Source organism: Calditrichota bacterium, assembly GCA_013112635.1.
In the GTDB taxonomy this organism is placed as follows: Bacteria; Calditrichota; Calditrichia; order Calditrichales; family J004; genus JABFGF01.
The window spans coordinates 358,302-377,451 of the sequence record JABFGF010000001.1; the positions used below are offsets into that span (position 1 = coordinate 358,302).

General features: G+C 35.5%; 14 protein-coding genes. 9 read left to right on the top strand and 5 right to left on the bottom strand.

Annotated elements, in window-relative coordinates; translation table 11 throughout:
- The first annotated feature begins 8 nt into the window (after window positions 1-8).
- The 3 genes from HND50_01695 to HND50_01705 all read left to right on the top strand — a co-directional run bounded on the left by HND50_01695 (window position 9) and on the right by HND50_01705 (window position 2,693).
- A complete protein-coding gene (locus HND50_01695; GenBank protein ID NOG43915.1) occupies window positions 9-1,832 on the top strand; it encodes an excinuclease ABC subunit C in 1,824 nt (607 codons plus the stop codon).
- Between the two features lie 85 nt (window positions 1,833-1,917).
- Window positions 1,918-2,343: a hypothetical protein gene (locus HND50_01700; protein ID NOG43916.1), complete on the top strand. Its 426-nt coding sequence runs from the start codon at window positions 1,918-1,920 to the stop codon at window positions 2,341-2,343.
- Window positions 2,340-2,693, top strand: a complete 354-nt coding sequence (locus HND50_01705) for a hypothetical protein (GenBank protein NOG43917.1) — start codon at window positions 2,340-2,342, stop codon at window positions 2,691-2,693. The genes HND50_01700 and HND50_01705 overlap by 4 nt, the downstream gene beginning before the upstream one ends.
- Window positions 2,694-2,766: 73 nt before the next feature.
- On the opposite strand, the gene HND50_01710 is transcribed toward HND50_01705, so the two are convergent.
- Together HND50_01710 and HND50_01715 are read right to left on the bottom strand one after the other, a co-directional pair.
- The gene (locus tag HND50_01710) at window positions 2,767-4,443 is read right to left on the bottom strand and encodes a DUF4046 domain-containing protein (protein ID NOG43918.1); all 1,677 of its coding nucleotides are present in this window, start codon (window positions 4,441-4,443) and stop codon (window positions 2,767-2,769) included.
- 75 nt (window positions 4,444-4,518) lie between these two features.
- Entirely contained in the window at window positions 4,519-4,941 is a 423-nt protein-coding gene (locus tag HND50_01715; protein ID NOG43919.1) for a YkgJ family cysteine cluster protein, read from the bottom strand.
- A gap of 153 nt (window positions 4,942-5,094) precedes the next feature.
- On the opposite strand from HND50_01715, the gene dinB reads away from it, so the two are divergent.
- The 3 genes from dinB to HND50_01730 are packed head-to-tail and all read left to right on the top strand — an operon-like array spanning window position 5,095 to window position 10,396.
- A complete protein-coding gene (gene dinB, locus HND50_01720) occupies window positions 5,095-6,294 on the top strand; it encodes a DNA polymerase IV (GenBank protein NOG43920.1) in 1,200 nt (399 codons plus the stop codon).
- A 43-nt stretch (window positions 6,295-6,337) separates the two neighbouring features.
- Window positions 6,338-9,292: a hypothetical protein gene (locus HND50_01725; protein ID NOG43921.1), complete on the top strand. Its 2,955-nt coding sequence runs from the start codon at window positions 6,338-6,340 to the stop codon at window positions 9,290-9,292.
- Between the two features lie 36 nt (window positions 9,293-9,328).
- On the top strand, window positions 9,329-10,396 hold the full coding sequence (locus tag HND50_01730; GenBank protein NOG43922.1) for a beta-lactamase family protein: 1,068 nt from the start codon (window positions 9,329-9,331) through the stop codon (window positions 10,394-10,396).
- Here HND50_01730 and HND50_01735 read toward each other — a convergent pair.
- Window positions 10,393-11,337, bottom strand: coding sequence for a methylenetetrahydrofolate reductase [NAD(P)H] (locus tag HND50_01735; protein NOG43923.1), 945 nt, complete (start codon window positions 11,335-11,337; stop codon window positions 10,393-10,395). The genes HND50_01730 and HND50_01735 overlap by 4 nt on opposite strands.
- A gap of 238 nt (window positions 11,338-11,575) precedes the next feature.
- Between HND50_01735 and HND50_01740 the strand changes: the two genes are divergently transcribed.
- Both HND50_01740 and aroC read left to right on the top strand, forming a co-directional pair.
- The gene (locus HND50_01740; GenBank protein NOG43924.1) at window positions 11,576-12,601 is read left to right on the top strand and encodes an isocitrate/isopropylmalate dehydrogenase family protein; all 1,026 of its coding nucleotides are present in this window, start codon (window positions 11,576-11,578) and stop codon (window positions 12,599-12,601) included.
- Between the two features lie 41 nt (window positions 12,602-12,642).
- Window positions 12,643-13,803: a chorismate synthase gene (gene aroC / locus HND50_01745; GenBank protein NOG43925.1), complete on the top strand. Its 1,161-nt coding sequence runs from the start codon at window positions 12,643-12,645 to the stop codon at window positions 13,801-13,803.
- Window positions 13,804-13,810: 7 nt separating this feature from the next.
- Here the strand turns inward: aroC and HND50_01750 are convergent, their stop codons facing one another.
- Window positions 13,811-15,628: a tetratricopeptide repeat protein gene (locus tag HND50_01750; protein NOG43926.1), complete on the bottom strand. Its 1,818-nt coding sequence runs from the start codon at window positions 15,626-15,628 to the stop codon at window positions 13,811-13,813.
- A 297-nt stretch (window positions 15,629-15,925) separates the two neighbouring features.
- Window positions 15,926-17,281, bottom strand: a complete 1,356-nt coding sequence (locus HND50_01755) for a pyridoxal-phosphate dependent enzyme (protein ID NOG43927.1) — start codon at window positions 17,279-17,281, stop codon at window positions 15,926-15,928.
- Window positions 17,282-17,497: 216 nt separating this feature from the next.
- On the opposite strand from HND50_01755, the gene HND50_01760 reads away from it, so the two are divergent.
- Complete coding sequence (locus HND50_01760; protein ID NOG43928.1) at window positions 17,498-19,147, top strand: peptidase; 1,650 nt, start codon at window positions 17,498-17,500, stop codon at window positions 19,145-19,147.
- The last annotated feature ends 3 nt before the right edge of the window (window positions 19,148-19,150 follow it).

Below are 19,150 nucleotides of genomic sequence, written 5' to 3' on the forward strand. Positions count from 1 at the left end.
TACCTGATATGACCTTAACTGAAAAACTGGCAAATTTACCCACCAAACCGGGATGTTATCTTTTTAAAGATAACGACGGTAAAGTACTTTATGTTGGCAAAGCTACTATCTTGCGAAACAGAGTACGATCGTATTTTCAAAAATCCAGGCCGCATGAACCGCGGCTTCAGGCACTTGTAAATAAGATCAGTGATGTTGAAATTTTTGTAGTGGATTCTGAGATTGAAGCGCTGATCCTTGAAAATAATCTTATTAAAGATCGTAAACCGCGTTTTAATGTAAATTTAAAAGATGACAAATCTTATCCCTTCATCCGTATTACCCATGAAGATTTTCCTCAGGTTTTTGTAACCCGTAAAATAATCCGCGATGGCTCTTCTTATTTTGGGCCATACACAGATGTAAAAAACCTGCGTTATACCTTAAAAACACTGCAGCGTATTTTCTTTGTGCGTTCATGCAAATACGATCTAAATCCAGATGTTTTGAGAAGAGGAAGTGTTAAACTTTGTCTCGATTTTTATATCAATAAATGTAAAGGGCCGTGCCAGTTAAAATTTTCAAAGAAAGAATACAACCGGGTAATTACCAAGGTACGCAGCTTTTTAAAAGGCAAGACAGATGAGTTGGTCAGGGATCTAAAATTGGAGATGGAACAGCAATCTGCAAACCTTGAGTTTGAAGAAGCAGCCAGAACACGCGATAAGTTGGCACTATTGGAAAGTTACCGAAATAACCAGAAGATGGTTCAAAGTGATTCACGTGACCGCGATGTTATTGTTGTTAAAAAAGAAGATAACGACGCTTGTGCTGTCCTCGTCAAAGTTCGCGATGGAAAAATTCTTGGCCGTGTCCATAAATATTTAAAGCAGACAGAATGGTTTAATGAAAAGGAATTACTTAACCGCTTTATAAATGATTATTACATTTCAACTGAAGATTATCCGCAGGATATTTTGGTGCAATATGAAATAGAAAGTTTAAAAGTAATTGAAGATTTTTTAAGTGAAAGCAGCCAAAGGAAAGTTAGTTTTATATTCCCGCAAATTGGTGAAAAGAAGAAACTAATTGATTTGTGTCTAAAAAATGCAGGCTATCTTTTGCAAGAATTAAAACTACAGCGTCTCAAAGCAAAGGATTATGTTCCGCATTCTGTCACTGCTTTACAGCGGGATTTAAGACTTGATAAACCGCCAAAACGAATAGAATGTTTTGACATTTCAAATATCCAGGGAACAGATCCTGTAGCTTCGATGGTTTGTTTTGTGGATGGAAAACCAAAAAAATCTGAATACAGAAAATTCAACATTCGCATTAAAAGTACACCGGATGATTTTGCCATGATGCGTGAAGCTGTTGAACGCCGTTATAGCCGTCTGAAAAAAGAGAACTTAGATTTCCCTGATTTAATTATAGTTGATGGTGGGAAAGGCCAGCTATCAAGTGCTTTTGCTATTCTAAAACAACTTGATAAAAAAGATCAACCCATAATTGGATTGGCAAAGCGTTTGGAAGAGGTTTTTTTTTCAGGAGTTACTGAAGCTCAAATGCTGCCAAAAACTTCATCCAGTTTAAGGTTAATTCAACAATTAAGAGATGAGGCCCACAGATTTGCGGTAACGGCGCACCGCAAACGGCGCAGCAAAAGGACACTTACATCGCAACTGGACGGCATTCAAGGAATTGGAGAAAACAGGCGAAATGCGCTGCTGAAAACATTTGGCTCCATAAAAAAAATTAAAGAGACATCATTGGAAGATTTGGTGAATATTGGTAAACTTCCACAGAAAACAGCTCAAAATGTATTTGAGTTTTTTAATAAACCGGGATAAGTGAAAATTGAATTTTAGTTCGTTTAGAGACCTATCTAAAAATCTTGAACTGTGTGAAAAGTTGTTTATTGATCACCAGATATTTTTGTTAAAAAAAGATTATGAGCAGGCATTGTTGATATTTGAACGGCTTTATGATATTAGAACGATACATCTGAAAATTATGGAAGAAAAACTGTTGCCCTTGTACGAATCAGCTTTAAACGAATTTCCTAAAGGCGGTAAGCCACTTTATTTTATCCGTGAGAAAAAACTCATCTTAAAAGATTTGAATAAGCAAATGCGTTTTTTAGGCCAATTTGTTTTACATCCTGAGAAGGTTGAATTAAACTTAGTTAAATTGTTTGAAGAATATGCCTGGCTTAAGGATTTACTAGACCATCATGATGCACGTGAAAAGGCTTTTTTATTTCCAACTCTGGAAAAAGAACTTCCGGACGAACAGAAGAAAAATCTTTTAGAAATGGTTGCAATGGACTACCCGGATTTAAATTTAAGATTTGATTTATGAATGATTTAAAAGAACACCAAAACCTTTGTAATAAGTTTTTAGATCGGTTTAATTTAATCCAACAAAAAATGCTTGATTTGAATTTAGCTGAGGCACATAAAAATTTTGAAGTGTTTTACAAGGAAGCTGAAGAATATTTTAAAGGAATTGCCAAGTCAATTATAAATGCGAAAAGGGGTGAAGAAAAATTCCTTCTAAAAAAGCAAACTGCTTTGTTGTTAAAAAATATAGATTTATTAAATACAGAAAATAAAAGATTACCTGAATTGAACGAGTCTCAGATAATCCTTCATTTTGAAAAGCAATTGGTTTTTAAAAAAATTTTAAAACGGCAAATTACTCATCTTTAGTATGCTACGGATTTTCTTGAATTATGAGTTGGGTGAACTGAGATTTTAGTTTATTTAATTTGGGTCAATATAATTATAAATGTCTTTTTTTCATCCGTGTGAATGTTTCTATTCTGTGTGTGGAAATACTTTTCACAATCCCCATAAAGAGCCCGTTTAACAAAAAATTTGTTAATAGAGTATTTTCTTTTTCATTTTTTATGAGTAGGTCCCATTTACGGGATAATTGGCTTGCTTTTTCTTTTTCCCGGTAGAACGTTTTTAGTGGAGAAATAATTCGCGATAAGTCATCTGCAAATTGTTTTTTTACTGCAGGATAAAATTTATACTTTTGAAATTTTTGCTCAAACAATTGAAATTCAATATACCGTGTTGGTTTATCAATATCGATTTTCAATTTTTCGACAGTCCATTTTGCAAATTCAATTCTATTCTTATGAGACTTCCAAAATTTTGGATCGATGTTTGCAAACTCCCATGGCCTAAAACGTCCTGGCCATGTTGCTGAGAGGACATAATAAATATTACAGCTATACTTTTTCTCAAATAAACCCGCCAATCCAAAACGGCTAAAAGTTTTACGATTTAAATTACCTAAGTAAAAATGCATTGGCAGGTCATCAATTTCCCAACCGAGTTTTTTTACCATCCATTTTATTGCCCGGTGTGCATTTTCATCGGTCCAGAATTCCTTTTTAGTAATTGTAGTCTGCCATGGCTCAATCCACGGATATGCTTCCAATAAGGCTTTGGAAACTGAGTTATAGTGGTTTGTAAAAAGATAAGAAAAACCATTTTCGATGAAATCTTTTTTTGAAACAATAAATTTCCCAACAGTTTGAGGATGAATGTTCATTTTTTTTTCTACAAGCCATTTTACAGCTTTAACTCTGTTCGGTTTATAGCCCCAATGTCCGCTGTTAATTTTGTTTTTCCTCCAAGCTGGTAACAGGGAAGGGAAGGCATTTATACAAACTCTTTTGGCTGAATAATTAAACAAACGTAATACATTCTGTAATTTGTTTTGGCGAATAACTTCTTTCGTTACCGAGCCAAGAATATCGTCTTTTTTTATATTGAGGACTTCATGCACTAAAAATTGAATAAGAATCGCGCACCTTTTAAAAGCTTCATATTTCAAAAAATTAACCGGATATTTTCGTTCAATTCCACACAAAACAGATTTATAAATATTTATGATTTCATCGCCAGACAAAGGCTGGTTTACGTTAATAAGACTTATGTCAGGTATATTTCCAAGTGGGAAAAATCTGGACACTGTGTCGATATTTCTTTCAACTATCTCAAGGGATTCTTTAGATAAATGTAAAATTTGATGTTTTTTTTTAAATAAGCTGGAGATTTTATTTAGATATTCTTTCGATTTGGTACTTAATTGTGTCGGATTTCTTTCATTGCTAGAGACAGTGTTTGTCTCTGAAAATGAAACAGAAGGTATTTCTGAGTAGATTTTGTCAACTGAAATAAATCGTTTTTTTGCAAGATCGGGAAACAATTGTTTTCGGGTTGTTTCAATCGCATTAAGAAGTAAAGGTTTTAAATGGGATTCATCAAAATCATTATTTACTAAATATTCTACTATGTCCGGTGAATTAAGCACAGATTGGATTAAAGTGATGTTTTCAGTTTCAGAAGAAATGCCACGACTTTTCAATTTTGCACATAATAGGTTTGAGCATAGATTGAAAGCACAATCGTATTTCCCTTGAAATTTCTTATGATTTTCCATATACACCTCAAAATTTAAAAAACTAAATATGAGGATTAATGATTAAAAACCGGAAAGGTAAATAAGATTTTAAAATTATTTTTGCGAATCAACTGATTTACCTTTGAAAATTGCTTCAATTTCTTCTTTGGAAAAAGCTTTTCCTTCGCCAATTCCAGGGCATTCATCTTCAATCATAAACCAGCGTTTTTCTGTTTTTAGGTTTTGCGGCCAAAAGGGGAATGTGCGGCATTGAATAGGTCTTACAGGGTAAATTGAACATTTCTGATCTTTGAGAAAAATACAGTCTTCTCCATCACGATCAATGAGGCAAAGATATTTTCCTTCTTTCCGTGTAAACTGCTTTAAAAATTCATCTACAGAAATTTTTAAATGTTTGGCGATCGGTTTTATTTCAACCTCGCGTATAACAACAAAGCCCCCGCTTATCTTGCAGCAATTAGAGCAATCATCCTTGCATTTAAAATATATTGGGGTTTTTATATTTATTCTGGGCATTATATAATTTTAAAAAATGTTATCTTCAGTTATAAGAAATGATTATCACAAATTCAAAAAAATGTTTAGATTTATATCAGTTAGTAATCCGGCAATATTCAATCACCTTTTTTTTTAAATGCTCAAAATTATAATAAAATGTGTGAGTTACAAATGAACGAATCCCGTGTAATATTGCACATGGACATGGATGCTTTTTTTGCAGCTGTAGAACAACGGGACAATCCGGATTACAGGGGAAAACCCGTTATAGTTGGTGCCGATCCCCAAGGCGGTAAGGGCCGTGGTGTCGTTTCCACCTGTTCTTACGAAGCAAGAGAATATGGTGTACATTCTGCTATGCCAATCCGCACAGCTTACAAGCTTTGCCCAAATGGGATTTATGTTTGGCCACATGGCAAATTGTACAGCCAGGTGAGTAAACAGGTTTTTGAAATTTTATATGAATTTACTGACGAGATTGAACCTTTATCCATAGATGAAGCTTTTATGGATGTAACAGGTTCCATTCGCCTGTTTGGAGAAGGCCGGACAATTGCCCGATTAATAAAAAACCGAATTAAGGAAAAGCTGGATTTAATTGCTTCTGTTGGGGTTGCCCCTACAAAATATCTTGCAAAAATTGCTTCCGATCTTGAAAAGCCGGATGGTTTGGTTGTTGTTGAGCCTGGTAAAATTGATGAGTTTCTGCATCCGCTTCCAATTTCGCGTTTGTGGGGTGCCGGAAAACAGACTCAAAAAGCATTGCATAAGATGGGTATTGACACAATTGGACAATTAGCTGCCTACCCGGAAGATATCCTGAGGAAGAAACTTGGCAAAATGGGTGATCATTTTTATAAACTTGCCCACGGCATTGATAACCGAAGAGTACAAACCGGACATGGAGTGAAATCCGTCAGTAATGAGCATACATTTTTTAAAGACTTGCAAGATGGTGTTAAACTTCGCAAACGTTTATCGGCCTTGTGTGAAAAAGTGGGGTTTAGGCTGCGTAATCAAAAGCTGGCCGGAAAAACAATTCATTTAAAATTGCGCTATTCTGATTTTTCAACAATTACCCGCAATAAAACAATTTCTAACACTACAAATGAAACTGAAAAAATTTATAAAACTATTACAACTTTGTTTGAGAAGAATTATATTAAAGGACAAGCAATCAGGCTAATAGGAGTTGGTGTTAGTGGGTTTAAAAAACAAGAATCTGAACAGCTGACCATTTTTGAAAATACCGATAAAAAAGGAAAAGAGCTGGATGCGCTTGAGGATGAAATAAGGCTGAAATTTGGTACCAAACTGATAAACCGCGCTGATAGTTTAGGTGCTTATAACCATGATGATTTTGAAGATTAAAAATTGCTTAAAATAATTCTTTAAATGTAAAACAGGAACTGAAATGAAACAGATAATAGTAATAATATTATTTTTTATTCAAGCTTTACCCGCCAGCGAAAATTATTTCCAGCAGTATGTAAATTATGTTATTGACGCCAATCTTAATGACGTTGAAAATCAAATAGATGCTCAACAACAACTACTGTACATTAATCATTCTCCGGATACATTAAAATCTATCTATTTTCACCTTTATTTTAATAAATATAAACAAGGCGCTTTCACAGATGAAGGCGGGCAACGAGAGCGAACAACGGCATTTATCCACATAAATGAAATTAAAGAAAATGATAGTGTAACAAGTTCCTATAATATTAACCGTACTTTGATGCAGCTTGATTTAAAGAACGAATTACTGCCGGGTGATTCGGTTATTTTTAACTTTGATTTTATTGCAAAGCTGCCATCTGCTTCCGGACGGTATGGCTACCAGGGATTGCATTATGATGTGGGAAATTGGTTTCCAACACCGGTGGTCTATGACAAGGATGGCTGGCACCTTCATCAGCATATTGATAATGAATTTTATCAAGAGTGGGGAGACTTTAAAGTAAATATAACTGTGCCAAAAGGATTTGTACTTGGGGCAACCGGAAAGTTAATCAATTCTCAAGAAGCCATGCAAGATACAACCAAAGAGGTTCGAGATTGGTTTAATCATAATATGGATGACAGTACCTCAAAAACAACCTGGAAATATGAAGCCCATAATGTTCATGATTTTGCATGGTCAGCTGATCCGGATTACCGCTATATTACAAAATCCTGGGATGGAATTGATATCCATTACCTGGTGATGGAAAGAAACTATGATGCATGGAAAAAAGAGGTATTGCCAGGATACGGGAGCATTCGATTTTTAAGTGAAAAATTTGGCAGATATCCCTATAGCCAAATAACCATTGCTGATACATACATCCGTGCAGGCGGGATGGAATATCCAGGAATTGTATTCATAAATACATATGTTCATCCGGATTATCAGCTTTCTTTTTTTCGTGCAGTGATTGTACATGAAATAGCCCATAATTGGTTCTATGGATTGTTTGGTTCAAACCAGACTGAATTTGAATGGATGGATGAAGGGTTTACTCAATTTGCAGAAATCCTTGGAATGGAAGATTTATATGGTTTAAAAGGCAACTATAATCCGGGAAATTACAATTTTATCTACAAATATTTTGGTCCTACCCGGGAAGTCAGGGAGTGGAGTCATCTTGCTTCACTTCGGTTGATAAAATCTGGAAGAGAGCAAGATGCTGTAAGCACAATGCCTGATATATTTCGTCATGGTGTTGGCGCGTCACAATATGACAAGGCCAGTTCAATTTTGATAATGCTTGAAAATACAATGGGCGAAGAACGCTTTTGGCGCGGCATGAAAAAGTATTTCCAAAAGTGGCGCTTTAAACACCCGCATCCGGATGATTTTAAACATGTAATGGAAGAAGCGTATGGTGCTGACCTTGATTGGTTTTTTAATCAATGGTTTTACAGCCTGCGCCAACTGGACTATAAATTAAGTTCGTTTAAAAATATTAAGAATGAAGCCGGGTTTGCTGTTGAAATAGAAATTGAAAAACTAAAAAGCGGCCATATGCCGATTGATTTAATGCTGAAACTGGAAAACAGTGATTCCGTTTTATATCATATTCCAATCGACGATTTTACACCACGGGTTAAGGAGCGAAAATATCTTAACAGTTGGCATTTTAGCCAGAATAATTATGTTGTACAAATCCCTGTAACAATGCCTGTTGATGAAGCAGTTATCGATCCGGAAAATACATTATTAGATATAAACAAGTTAAATAATAGCAGCCGGTTCATCCCCAAAATGGAGTTTATTTTTGCAAAACGGCAATCTTACGCGCCACCGCTGAATAAATATATTTGGGAAACCTGGCCATCTGTTTTTTATAATGATGTAGATAATTTCAAAGTTGGCTTTGCTAATTATGGCAGTTACCTGAATCGAGATCACCTTATTGGTTTTAAAAGTTGGTATAAAATTAAAACAGGTAATTTAGATTTTACATTTAGATATGAACATCCTTTGAGATGGTTAAAAAATACAACTCTGCAAAGTAATATCTATTTGTTGGATGGCAGACAAGGGGCAAATATTAAACTACGTTTAAATCCGACCCGCACTTCATTTCATTTCCTGACTCTTTCTCATTATAATTTGTTTGATAGCCGTTATTTGAATAGCTCGTGGGAAAATGGTCATTTTAATACCATCGGCCTCAATCTCAATTATTATTTGCAGGATTATAGATCATCTGATAATACTTATATTGGGATTGATTTAAAAAATGCTTTGGCGGGAAGTGAAAAATCTTTCAGCAGTGCCCGGTTGGATATTCGCCAAATAATTGCCAGCCGCTATTCCGATTATATTTTGAAAATTAATCTTAAAGGTGGAGCAGCATCTAAAAGTACGCCTTTACAGGAAAAATTTAATCTTGCCGGTGCAAATGCTGTCAAGGAATTTGATAATGATTTTTACCGTTCAAAAGGGAGCTTGCCTGTAAGCTGGAAACGAAATGGCCACCTTTTTCTTGATGACTTTGCCAAGGTACGCGGCGTTTCACTTTTTAGAAAATACTCATCATTGGATAACAATGTTTTAGCCGCAAGCCTTGATCTTAAGTTCCCTAATATTTTTAATTACATAAATTTGCCGGATCTGGACTTATTTGATAACTCCGTTTTTGCTGATGTGGGCACAGTCTGGCAGGGTAAGATGCCTCAGTTTGATAAGTTTGTAAAATCCGGAGGATTTTCAGTTGCCATAAATAATTTTGGTATGTTAAGACAGGTTGTTGGATTGGAAGAAATAAAATTGGACTTTCCGCTTTGGGTTGGACAGACACAGGATATAAACGAAGGTTTTGAGTTTCGATGGTTGATAAGCTTTGATTTTCAATTGGAACAGACACCCATTTTTTAAATGAAATACACATTTTATCATAATAGAAAATCGTAAATGAAAAAATATTTGTTAATTATTTTAAGTGCTCTTTTTATTAACGCTTGTATAAGCTCGAATGAGCAAAAAGTGGACAAGCTGTTTTCCGAGTATACCGGTAACAACCCCGGAGCATCGGTTATTGTAATAATAAAAGGAAAGACGGAATTAAAGAAATCGTATGGATTGGCTGATCTTGAAAAGAAAACAAAAGTGGATTCAACCACAAACTTTCGGCTTGCCTCACTCACAAAGCAGTTTACTGCCATGTGCATAATGATGCTTGTTGAAAGGGAAAAACTGAAATATGAAAATACCTTAACAGAAATATTTCCAGAGTTCCCTGAATATGGAAAAAAAATTACTATTACACAGATATTGCAGCATACTTCCGGTTTAATCGCCTATGAAAGTTTGCTTGCCGATTCTGTAACTATACAAGTCTCAGATGCACAAGTCTTGCAGATGATGATTTCACAAGATTCAACCTATCATGTACCCGGATCAAAATATCGCTATAGCAATTCCGGTTATGCCATTTTAGCAATGATAATTGAAAAAATAAGTAAGAAACCATTTGCACAATTTTTACAGGAAAATATTTTCCGCCCTTTGAAAATGAATAATACAATCGCATATGAAAAGGGAATCTCATTAGTTCCAAACAGGGCTTATGGTTATAAAATCGTTGAACCTGATGCCAAGATTGATAGTAGCTTTATCTTTGGTGACCAAAGCAGGACTAGTGCTGTTTTAGGAGATGGTGGAATTTATTCTTCGGTTGAAGATTTATTTAAATGGGATCAGGCTCTTTATTCTGAGAAACTTGTTTCAAAAGAATCTTTGCAAAAAGCATGGACGCCAGCTGTAGTAATTGATTCGCCGGATAATATTTACGGTTTTGGCTGGCGTATTGATCAACTTGAAGGGCATCGCCGTTTACATCATAATGGCTCGACCAGTGGTTTTAGGAACTCTATCCAACGCTTTCCCGAAGACTTATTAACAATTATTGTGCTTACCAATAGAAATAAGCCATCGGTTTTTTCTCTTGTTGAGAAAATTGCGGGAATATACCTTAACTAAAATGATAATTTTTTCATGAGAGAATTAATTGCTTTGGAATTTTGCATTACGTAAAAGTGAATGGAAGGAACACCACTTTCAATTAGTTCCTTAACTTGTTGTGCAGCCCATTCAGCGCCAACTTCATGTACATCATTACCCTTACACTTCATAACTTCTTTGGTCAAATCGGCAGGTAAATCAATATAAAAATTTCTCGGGATTGAATTAAGATTTGTTTTACGGGTTAATATTTTTAAACCTGGTATAATTGGTGCGGTAATTCCCGCAGCCCTGCATTTTTTCTGAAATTCAAAAAAATTATTATTGTCATAAAACATCTGCGTTACAATATATGAAGCACCGGCATCAATCTTTTCTTTAAGAAATAAAATATCCGTATCAAGGTTAGGGGCTTCGAAATGTTTTTCCGGGTAACCACCTACTCCTACACAAAACTGAGCAGGGCGCGCATCTAGTAAGTTTTCTTCAAGATATTTACCGGAATTCATATCATTTACCTGTCGAACAAGGTCAACAGCGTAAGAATTAGTTGTGCGGCCATCTGGAACAGGTTTAACAGTATCATCCCCACGAACGGCTAAAACGTTTTCTATTTCCAGGTATTGCAGGTCTATCAAAAAATCTTCAGTTTCTTCGCGTGTAAATCCTTGGCATAAAATATGAGGAACTGCATCAATATTATACTTTTTCTGGATTAGCGCGCATATGCCCAGCGTTCCCGGTCTTTTACGTTTTGTCTTCCGTTTAATCCCCTTTGGTGTTTCCTCATAAATAACCTCTGCTGCATGGCTTGTGATATCAATAAAAGGAGGTTTATACTGCGCAAGATCGTCTACTAATGCCAGAAGGCTTTTAATATCACCACCGCGTTTGGGTGGAATTATTTCAAAACTAATTAGTGGTTCTTTGGCCTTGCTAAGGTGCTCAATAACTTTCATTAAATTTCCTGTAAAAATGTGAAAAGCGTAAACTAAATAAAAGTAACAATATAGAGCTAAATTATTTCGACAATAAAAGAAGAATTATTAAAGCATGTTTCAATTTTATATTTTATTTTCAAAACTGAAAATAAAACTAAAGAAAACAATATTCACAGGACATAAATTTATTCTGTTTAAAAAGATCATTTTTATTTAACTTAATGCGCTTTATAGAAAAATCGCATATGGAGAAGCTATGTCTGGAAAACAAAAAGTTTATAATGTTACATTAATTCCTGGTGATGGAATTGGACCGGAAGTCACCTCAGCAGCAAGAAAAGTTATTGCCGCCGCCGGAGTTGTAATTGATTGGGAAATTATGGATGCCGGTGCCGGGGCAGTTGAAAAATATGGAACCACTTTGCCTGATGAAACTGTCGAGTCAATTCGTAAAAATAAAATTGGATTAAAAGGCCCGCTTACAACTCCAATTGGTGGTGGATTTACGTCCGTAAATGTCGGACTAAGAAAGGAGCTGGATTTATATTCAAATGTTCGTCCAGTGCGCTCAGCTTTGGGATTATCCTTTCACCGGACACCAATTGATTTGGTTATATTTAGGGAAAACACTGAAGATTTATATGCCGGTTTAGAAAATGACATAGCACCTGGTGTTGCTCAAAGTTTGAAAATTATTACGGAGAAAGCTTCAACGCGGATAGCCAAGGCTGCTTTTGAATGGGCAAAATTAAAAGGACGCCATACCATCCATGCTGTTCATAAAGCCAATATCATGAAAAAAAGCGATGGCCTGTTTTTGGACAGTGTACGTAAAGTTGCAGGAAAATTCCCGGAAATTACATATAAAGAAATTATTGTTGATAATTGCGCCATGCAGATGGTTATGCGCCCGGAACAATTTGATGTAATGGTACTTGGGAACTTATATGGCGATATTATTTCAGATTTAGCAGCTGGGTTAGTCGGTGGACTTGGAGTTGTTCCAGGTGCAAATATTGGGGAGTCTATTGCTGTTTTTGAATCTGTCCATGGCAGTGCGCCGGATATAGCCGGAAAAGGAATGGCAAACCCATTAGCTACTATTTTATCTGCAAATATGATGCTTCGTCATATGGACTTGGAAAAAGAAGCGAATCGAATACAGGCAGCTACCGTGTTATTTTTATCAGAGAAAAAGCATTTAACCCCGGATATGGGTGGTAATGCTACGACTGATGAAATGGTTGATGCCCTGATCGAGAAGATTAAGCTTTTACGCTAAAACAGTTAACTCCATAACTCAAATTTAAAGAAAATAATATGATCCGTTATTTAACTGCCGGGGAATCACATGGCCCCGGTTTAGTAGGTATTGTTGAAGGCTTGCCCGCAAATCTTGATATAAATTTAGAGCGTGTAAACCAGGAGCTGTCACGCCGTCAGCAGGGATATGGCAGGGGACGTCGTCAACAAATTGAAAAAGACCAGATAGAAATTTTGTCTGGAATTCGTTTTAAGAAAACGCTTGGCAGCCCGGTTAGTTTTTTGTTGCGCAATAAAGACTGGAAAAACTGGACGGAAATTATGGCCATAGAGGAGGGTGTTTCAAAAAAAGAAGTAACCAAACCACGGCCAGGCCATGCCGATTTAGCCGGTGCGATGAAATACGATTTTGGTGATATGCGAAACGTATTGGAGCGTTCCAGCGCCAGAGAAACAGCAATACGGGTTGCATCAGGTGCGTTTACGAGGGAATTGCTTTATGCATTTGATATTATGATCTATTCCCATGTAGTAGAGTTGGGTCCTGTTAAGGCAGAGCAAGGGGTTATTGATGAGATTCCTTCCGGCAAAAATATTTCGGAAATGGCCGACAAATCACCAGTAAGATGCCTTGATAAAAAAGCAGAACAACGAATGATCAAATTTATTGATCAAGCAAAAGAAGATGGCGACACAGCCGGCGGAATAATTGAAGTGATAATCAGAAATGTGCCACCAGGTCTTGGAAGTTACGTTCAATGGGATCGTAAACTGGATGCGCAGCTTGCCCATGCTTTAATGTCAATACAAGCCGTTAAGGCGGTTGAAGTGGGAATGGGCTTTGATACAGCACGCACACCGGGTTCTAAAGTGCATGATGAAATAATGTATGGTGAAGGAAAATTTTCGCGGAAAACAAACAATGCAGGTGGTATTGAAGGCGGAATGAGCACAGGTGATGATATTGTTCTTCGTATCGCAATGAAACCAATCCCAACATTAATGAAACCTTTATACTCAGTAGATTTGAAAACAAAAGAAGCGTATACAGCACATGTAGAACGTAGTGATGTTACAGCTGTCCCGGCATGTTCAGTAATTGCAGAAAATGTAGTAGCACCTGTTTTGGCAAATGCATTTATGGAAAAATTTGGACGGGATACAATTGTAGATATTGAAAAGAATTATAATGCTTATTTGGAGAGATTGAAAAATATATAAGGACAGATTATCTCTGTCCTTTTTCAATTCGTGCCAGAAGTTTTTTAGCTTCTGAATGGCGTGGATTTCTATTTAAAATGCTTCTTAAAATATTTGCTGCTTTACCATTAAACCCTTGAGCGCGAAAAACCTTTGCCAATACAATATTGGATTTTGAATCATTCGGGTTTCGCTTAATCTTTGTATCAAGTTCCCTTAAAAATATTTCTAAAACATTTCTGTACTGATGTTCCGGGCCAAGTGTTGGTTTACGTACAAAAATAGCAGGTTCTATATAAAATACTTTTTTATACTGTTCAATTGCCTGTGGAAGGCGTTTGGTTTTCTCATAAACTTCAGCAAGTTTTGTATGCGCTTTTATAAGATTTGGAGATATAAGAATTGTAGTTTTGAAATATTTTTCAGCTAAATTAAAATTCCCCATTTCAAGATAGGTTAGCGCAAGGTTGAAAGTAGCCTGCATAAACTTCGGCCTTGCCTGTGATGCTTTTGTAAACGAGTTTACCATATCATCGTAAACTTTACGTTTTTTTACAGGATCAATCCCTGTTGTCTTTTTAAATTTACTTTCATTGCTTGCTTTTTTCCCATTTGTACTTTCATCCAGCAAATCAAGAAATGCCTCAACAAGCTCTTCCAGAACAGCTTGTTTATAAATGGTGACGCCTTTCATAAAATTTGCCACAGCATTATTTGGATCCCTGCTAAGGATGGCTTGAAACTCTATTAAAGCATTGTAAAAGATTTGAGAGCGATAGTACACTTCACCCAATGTTTGTCTGTATCTGTTATTAAAAGGATCCAGCTCAACTGCTTTGCGATAATCAGGAATTGCTTTCCGAATTTGTTTCTGGGCAGTCAGCAAATTGCCATATTCAAAGTAGGCTGGGGCATAGTCAGGATTTATATCGGTTGATTTATTAAGATATTTTCTGGCGTTGGTGTAGTCTTTATCCAGAATGCTTATTTTTCCCATATAATAAAAGGGCTTTGGATCATTTGGATTAAATTCAGTTACCTTTTTAAAGTCGGCCAGGGCTAAATCATATTTCTTTTCTTTTTCATAAATCAGACCACGGCCATAATATGGTTTGTCAAAATTTGGAAGCGCTTTTATTATTTTATTGAACTGATTTAAGGCCTGTTTATACTGTTTAGAATTGAAGTAAAGAATTCCAAGATTGTAATATGCCTCCCAGAAATTCTTATCTTTTGCAATTGCTTCCCGGAATAAACCAATAACAATATTACTATTGGGATTTGGTTTGTTATTCTCCATGTAGGCTTTGATAAAGCTTTCGAATGCCTTGTTGTTTTTGGTAAGTGAGCGATTCATCAGGGCCCGTTCTGAAGAAGAAACAGGAACACCGGAAATATGTAACAACTGCTGTACAATTTTATCGGCTACTATAACCAATTTGTTGTTCGATGTTGAAATCTTTTCCTTGTAGATTAGTTTGCCATTTTCCGTATTGTGGTATAGGATTTCAAAATTTAACTGAGAAGCTGAATCTACATATGTCCCGGAAATTGTAACATGGGCATTTGTTAGCCGTCCTATTTGTGAAGCACTTCTTTCACTTAAAGCACCTTTGCTGTACTTAATTTCTTTCAGGGCTGCTTTAACAGAGTTTTTATCTATAACATAAAAGCCGGATAAAACAGAAAGCTTATTATTTAAAAGATACTCTAAACCACCCGAAATCCAATCAATAGAACTATTGCCATTATTACTTACAGGGATAATAGCTACTTTGCGTTTATCCTGTGCAAGAGAAATTGATAGGGATGTTAAAAGGAGAAAAAATATAATTCTGAATTTCATTAAATTTTCCAAATAAATTTTTGGGATTTTTTCCCTGCAGATTTTTCAGGGTCAATGCAACAAAATCGGCGTTTTTTTACAACTCTTAATAAATAAATTTTGTGATCACAATAAAACTATTTTTTTGAGCAGTAAAAGTAAGAAAAAGTGAACCTATTTAAAAGAATATTTTAAAATTATTAGAGAATGTGTGAGCTACTTCAAATAATAATGATTGAAATGTCTCACTAAAGTAGAATCAAAATTTTAAAGGGGCTATTTATATAAATGCCCCTAAACAAATTCTACAATTCTGTATTAGCTTAAGTAGTCAATCAAATCAATTTTTGTCAGTATATCAATTAGCTTGTCATCTTTCATAACTAACACAGCATTTTCACCGGCTTTTAATATTTCCAGAACTTTGAAAACCGGGACATTATAATCAACTGCTGTAAAATGCGTTTGAATTAGTTGTGCAATAGTATTTGCCGATGAGGAGCCACTGCTAAGCATATAATCCAGAATTGCTGATTCGCTAATTAGGCCGATTATTTTTTTATCATCAATAACAGGCATCTGAGAAATGTTTTCTCTTTTCATTGTGTTGATTACATCTTTGATCAATGCCTGGCTATTTGTAGTGGTAAGTTTTTTTGGATTCTTTTCAATAAGTTCGCCCAATATGCTTGTATTGTCATTTTTGATCAGGCCATTATCCCGCATCCATTCATCATTATAAACTTTAGACAAATACCTGAAACCGGTGTCCGGTAAAATTGTGACAATATTTTTATCAGCAGGAAGATTTTTAGCAACCTGCAAAGCACCCCAAACAGCTGCACCCGAAGAGCCACCACCAAAAATACCTTCCTGACGCGCTAAACTGCGGCATGTAGCAAAACCATCTTCGTCGCTCACCTGGTAAATATCATCAACGACATTAAAATCCATGGCATCAACCATCATATCCTCGCCGATACCTTCAAGTTTATACACATTTGGTTCACCAGGTTTTCCATGTTTAAAATAGTCATAAAAAACAGACCCAATTGGATCAACTGCTATAACTTTTATTTCCGGATTTTTTTCTTTTAAGAATTTTGCTACGCCGCTTAAAGTTCCACCGGTACCAATCCCTGCAACAAAGTAGTCAATTTTTCCATCCATTTGCTCCCAAAGTTCAGGACCTGTGTATTTGTAATGGGCCTCCGGGTTATCAGGATTATGATACTGGTTTACATAAAATGAATTGTCAGTATTTTGGTGAATTCTTTTGGCTGTTTCATAATAGCTTTGCGGTGATTCTGCCGGGACATTTGTAGGCGTAACAACAACTTTTGCACCAAAAGCTTTCATGAAGTTTATTTTTTCAGAGCTCATTTTGTCCGGAATTGTAAATACAGCTTTATAATTTTTTACTGCTGCTACCATGGCCAATCCTGCGCCTGTATTGCCAGAGGTGTTTTCAACGATTGTACCCTCGGCTTGCAAACGGCTGTCCTGTTCCGCCTTGTTTATAATATGTTTGGCAATTCTGTCTTTTATACTGCCACCGGGATTTAAATATTCTAACTTAGCATAAACATTTGCCTGGGAGTCCGGAAGCATTTTGTTTATTTTAACAATTGGTGTGTTGCCAATTGCTTCTAAAATATTGTTAAAAACGTTCATTCAGTTCCTTATTTTTAAATTCCTAAATTTTTTAATCGGCTAATTTATACAAAAACGGTAAAAAAAAATATCTTTATAAAATAATATGAGAATTAATTTTTAAGTGTCTAACAGATAAGTACAAAATATCATTGAATTTCGGCTTCAAATGAAGTAGAATTTTTATTAAGGTTGTTGTATGTTTGCTTTTATTAATAACAGAATAATGAGGATATCATGAAGAAAACACTATTGGTGGCTGGAGTTCTAAGTATTATTTTTTCAGCGTGTCAAAAAAAACAGGAAACGCAAAGTATGCTTGATCAAAAAGTAGCCCAATTTTCACCGACTGTACTTAAATATGATGAATCCATTTTAGATGACCGGCAGAAAAAAGTAGTTTCATTATTAACTGAAGCAGCTAAAGTTATGGATGAGATTTTTCTTGAACAGGTTTTTAGTAAAAACAAGGAAATTAAAACTAAACTTGAAAACTCCAGTAATGAGAATGATAAAAAGGTTTTGAAATATTTTGAGGTAATGTATGGTCCATTTGATCGTCTTGACCATAACAAAGCATTTTACGGGGATTATAAAAAACCGGCAGGTGCAAACTATTATCCTGAAGATATGACAAAAGAAGAGTTTGAAAAATGGATTGATGATCATCCGGAAGATAGGGATAGCTTTGTTTCCGAGTTTACAGTTATTCGCCGTAAAGATGATAAATTGGTCGCGATTCCATATTCTGAGTATTACAAAGAACCGCTTGGCCGGGCAACAAAATTATTGCGCGAAGCTGCTCAGTATGCTGATAATCCAACTTTAAAAAGATATCTTGAAACACGTGCAACAGCCTTTGAAACAAATGATTATTTTGAAAGTGATATGGCCTGGATGGATTTAAAAGACCACAGCATTGAGGTTGTTATAGGCCCTTATGAAGTTTATGAAGATGAAATGTTCAATTACAAAGCAGCCTTTGAATGTTTTCTCACCATCCGTGACCCCAAGGAAAGTGAAAAATTAAAAATTTTTGGTAGTTATTTGAATGAAATGGAAAAACATTTGCCTATTCCTGATGAACACAAAAACTTTAACAGGGGATCGGAATCGCCAATTGTTGTTGTGCAAGAGGTTCTTTATTCCGGTGATACAAAAGCAGGCATCCAGACAATCGCCTTTAATTTGCCAAATGATGAGCGGGTTCGTGAAGCAAAAGGTTCAAAAAAGGTTATGTTAAAAAGCCTTCATGAAGCGAAATTTGAGAAACAAGTTATTCCAATTGCCAAAATCATTTTAAATGAAAAAGAAATTCCCAATGTCACATTTGATGGTTTTTTTAACCACACACTAATGCACGAAATGACCCATGGCATTGGACCCGGGAAAATTATTAAAGATGGCAACAAAACCGAAGTAAAAATTGAATTGAAAGAAACCTATTCTACAATCGAAGAATGTAAGGCTGATGTATTGGGCATGTATAACAATCTTTTAATGATTGAGAAAGGCGTTTATCCTAAAGAATTTGAAAAAGAGATATGGCCTTCTTTTCTTGCGGGAATTTTTCGCTCGATTCGGTTTGGTATAAATGAAGCACATGGCGGTGGTAATGCTTTAATCTTCAATTATTTATATGAAAATGGTGCATACACTTTTGATGAGAAAACAGAAAAACTAAATATTGATTATTCCAAGATTAAAGAAGTACTCAAATCTCTGGCTGGCGAATTGTTAATGATTCAGGCAAATGGCGATTATGAAGGTTCCAAAGCAATTATGGCAAAATACATAGTTATGTCGGATGTGATGACAAAACTAGTTGACAAGCTCTCTGATATTCCGGTTGATATTAAACCGATATTTCAGAGTGAACAAAAATAGTTT

Excerpts from the sequence above, each read along its gene's own strand:
- HND50_01695 (NOG43915.1), top strand. The coding sequence starts at position 9 with ATGACCTTAACTGAAAAACTGGCAAATTTACCCACCAAACCGGGATGT.
- HND50_01705 (NOG43917.1), top strand. The coding sequence starts at position 2,340 with ATGAATGATTTAAAAGAACACCAAAACCTTTGTAATAAGTTTTTAGAT.
- HND50_01710 (NOG43918.1), bottom strand. The coding sequence starts at position 4,443 with ATGGAAAATCATAAGAAATTTCAAGGGAAATACGATTGTGCTTTCAAT.
- HND50_01715 (NOG43919.1), bottom strand. The coding sequence starts at position 4,941 with ATGCCCAGAATAAATATAAAAACCCCAATATATTTTAAATGCAAGGAT.
- dinB (NOG43920.1), top strand. The coding sequence starts at position 5,095 with ATGAACGAATCCCGTGTAATATTGCACATGGACATGGATGCTTTTTTT.
- HND50_01725 (NOG43921.1), top strand. The coding sequence starts at position 6,338 with ATGAAACAGATAATAGTAATAATATTATTTTTTATTCAAGCTTTACCC.
- HND50_01730 (NOG43922.1), top strand. The coding sequence starts at position 9,329 with ATGAAAAAATATTTGTTAATTATTTTAAGTGCTCTTTTTATTAACGCT.
- HND50_01735 (NOG43923.1), bottom strand. The coding sequence starts at position 11,337 with ATGAAAGTTATTGAGCACCTTAGCAAGGCCAAAGAACCACTAATTAGT.
- HND50_01740 (NOG43924.1), top strand. The coding sequence starts at position 11,576 with ATGTCTGGAAAACAAAAAGTTTATAATGTTACATTAATTCCTGGTGAT.
- HND50_01750 (NOG43926.1), bottom strand. The coding sequence starts at position 15,628 with ATGAAATTCAGAATTATATTTTTTCTCCTTTTAACATCCCTATCAATT.
- HND50_01755 (NOG43927.1), bottom strand. The coding sequence starts at position 17,281 with ATGAACGTTTTTAACAATATTTTAGAAGCAATTGGCAACACACCAATT.
- HND50_01760 (NOG43928.1), top strand. The coding sequence starts at position 17,498 with ATGAAGAAAACACTATTGGTGGCTGGAGTTCTAAGTATTATTTTTTCA.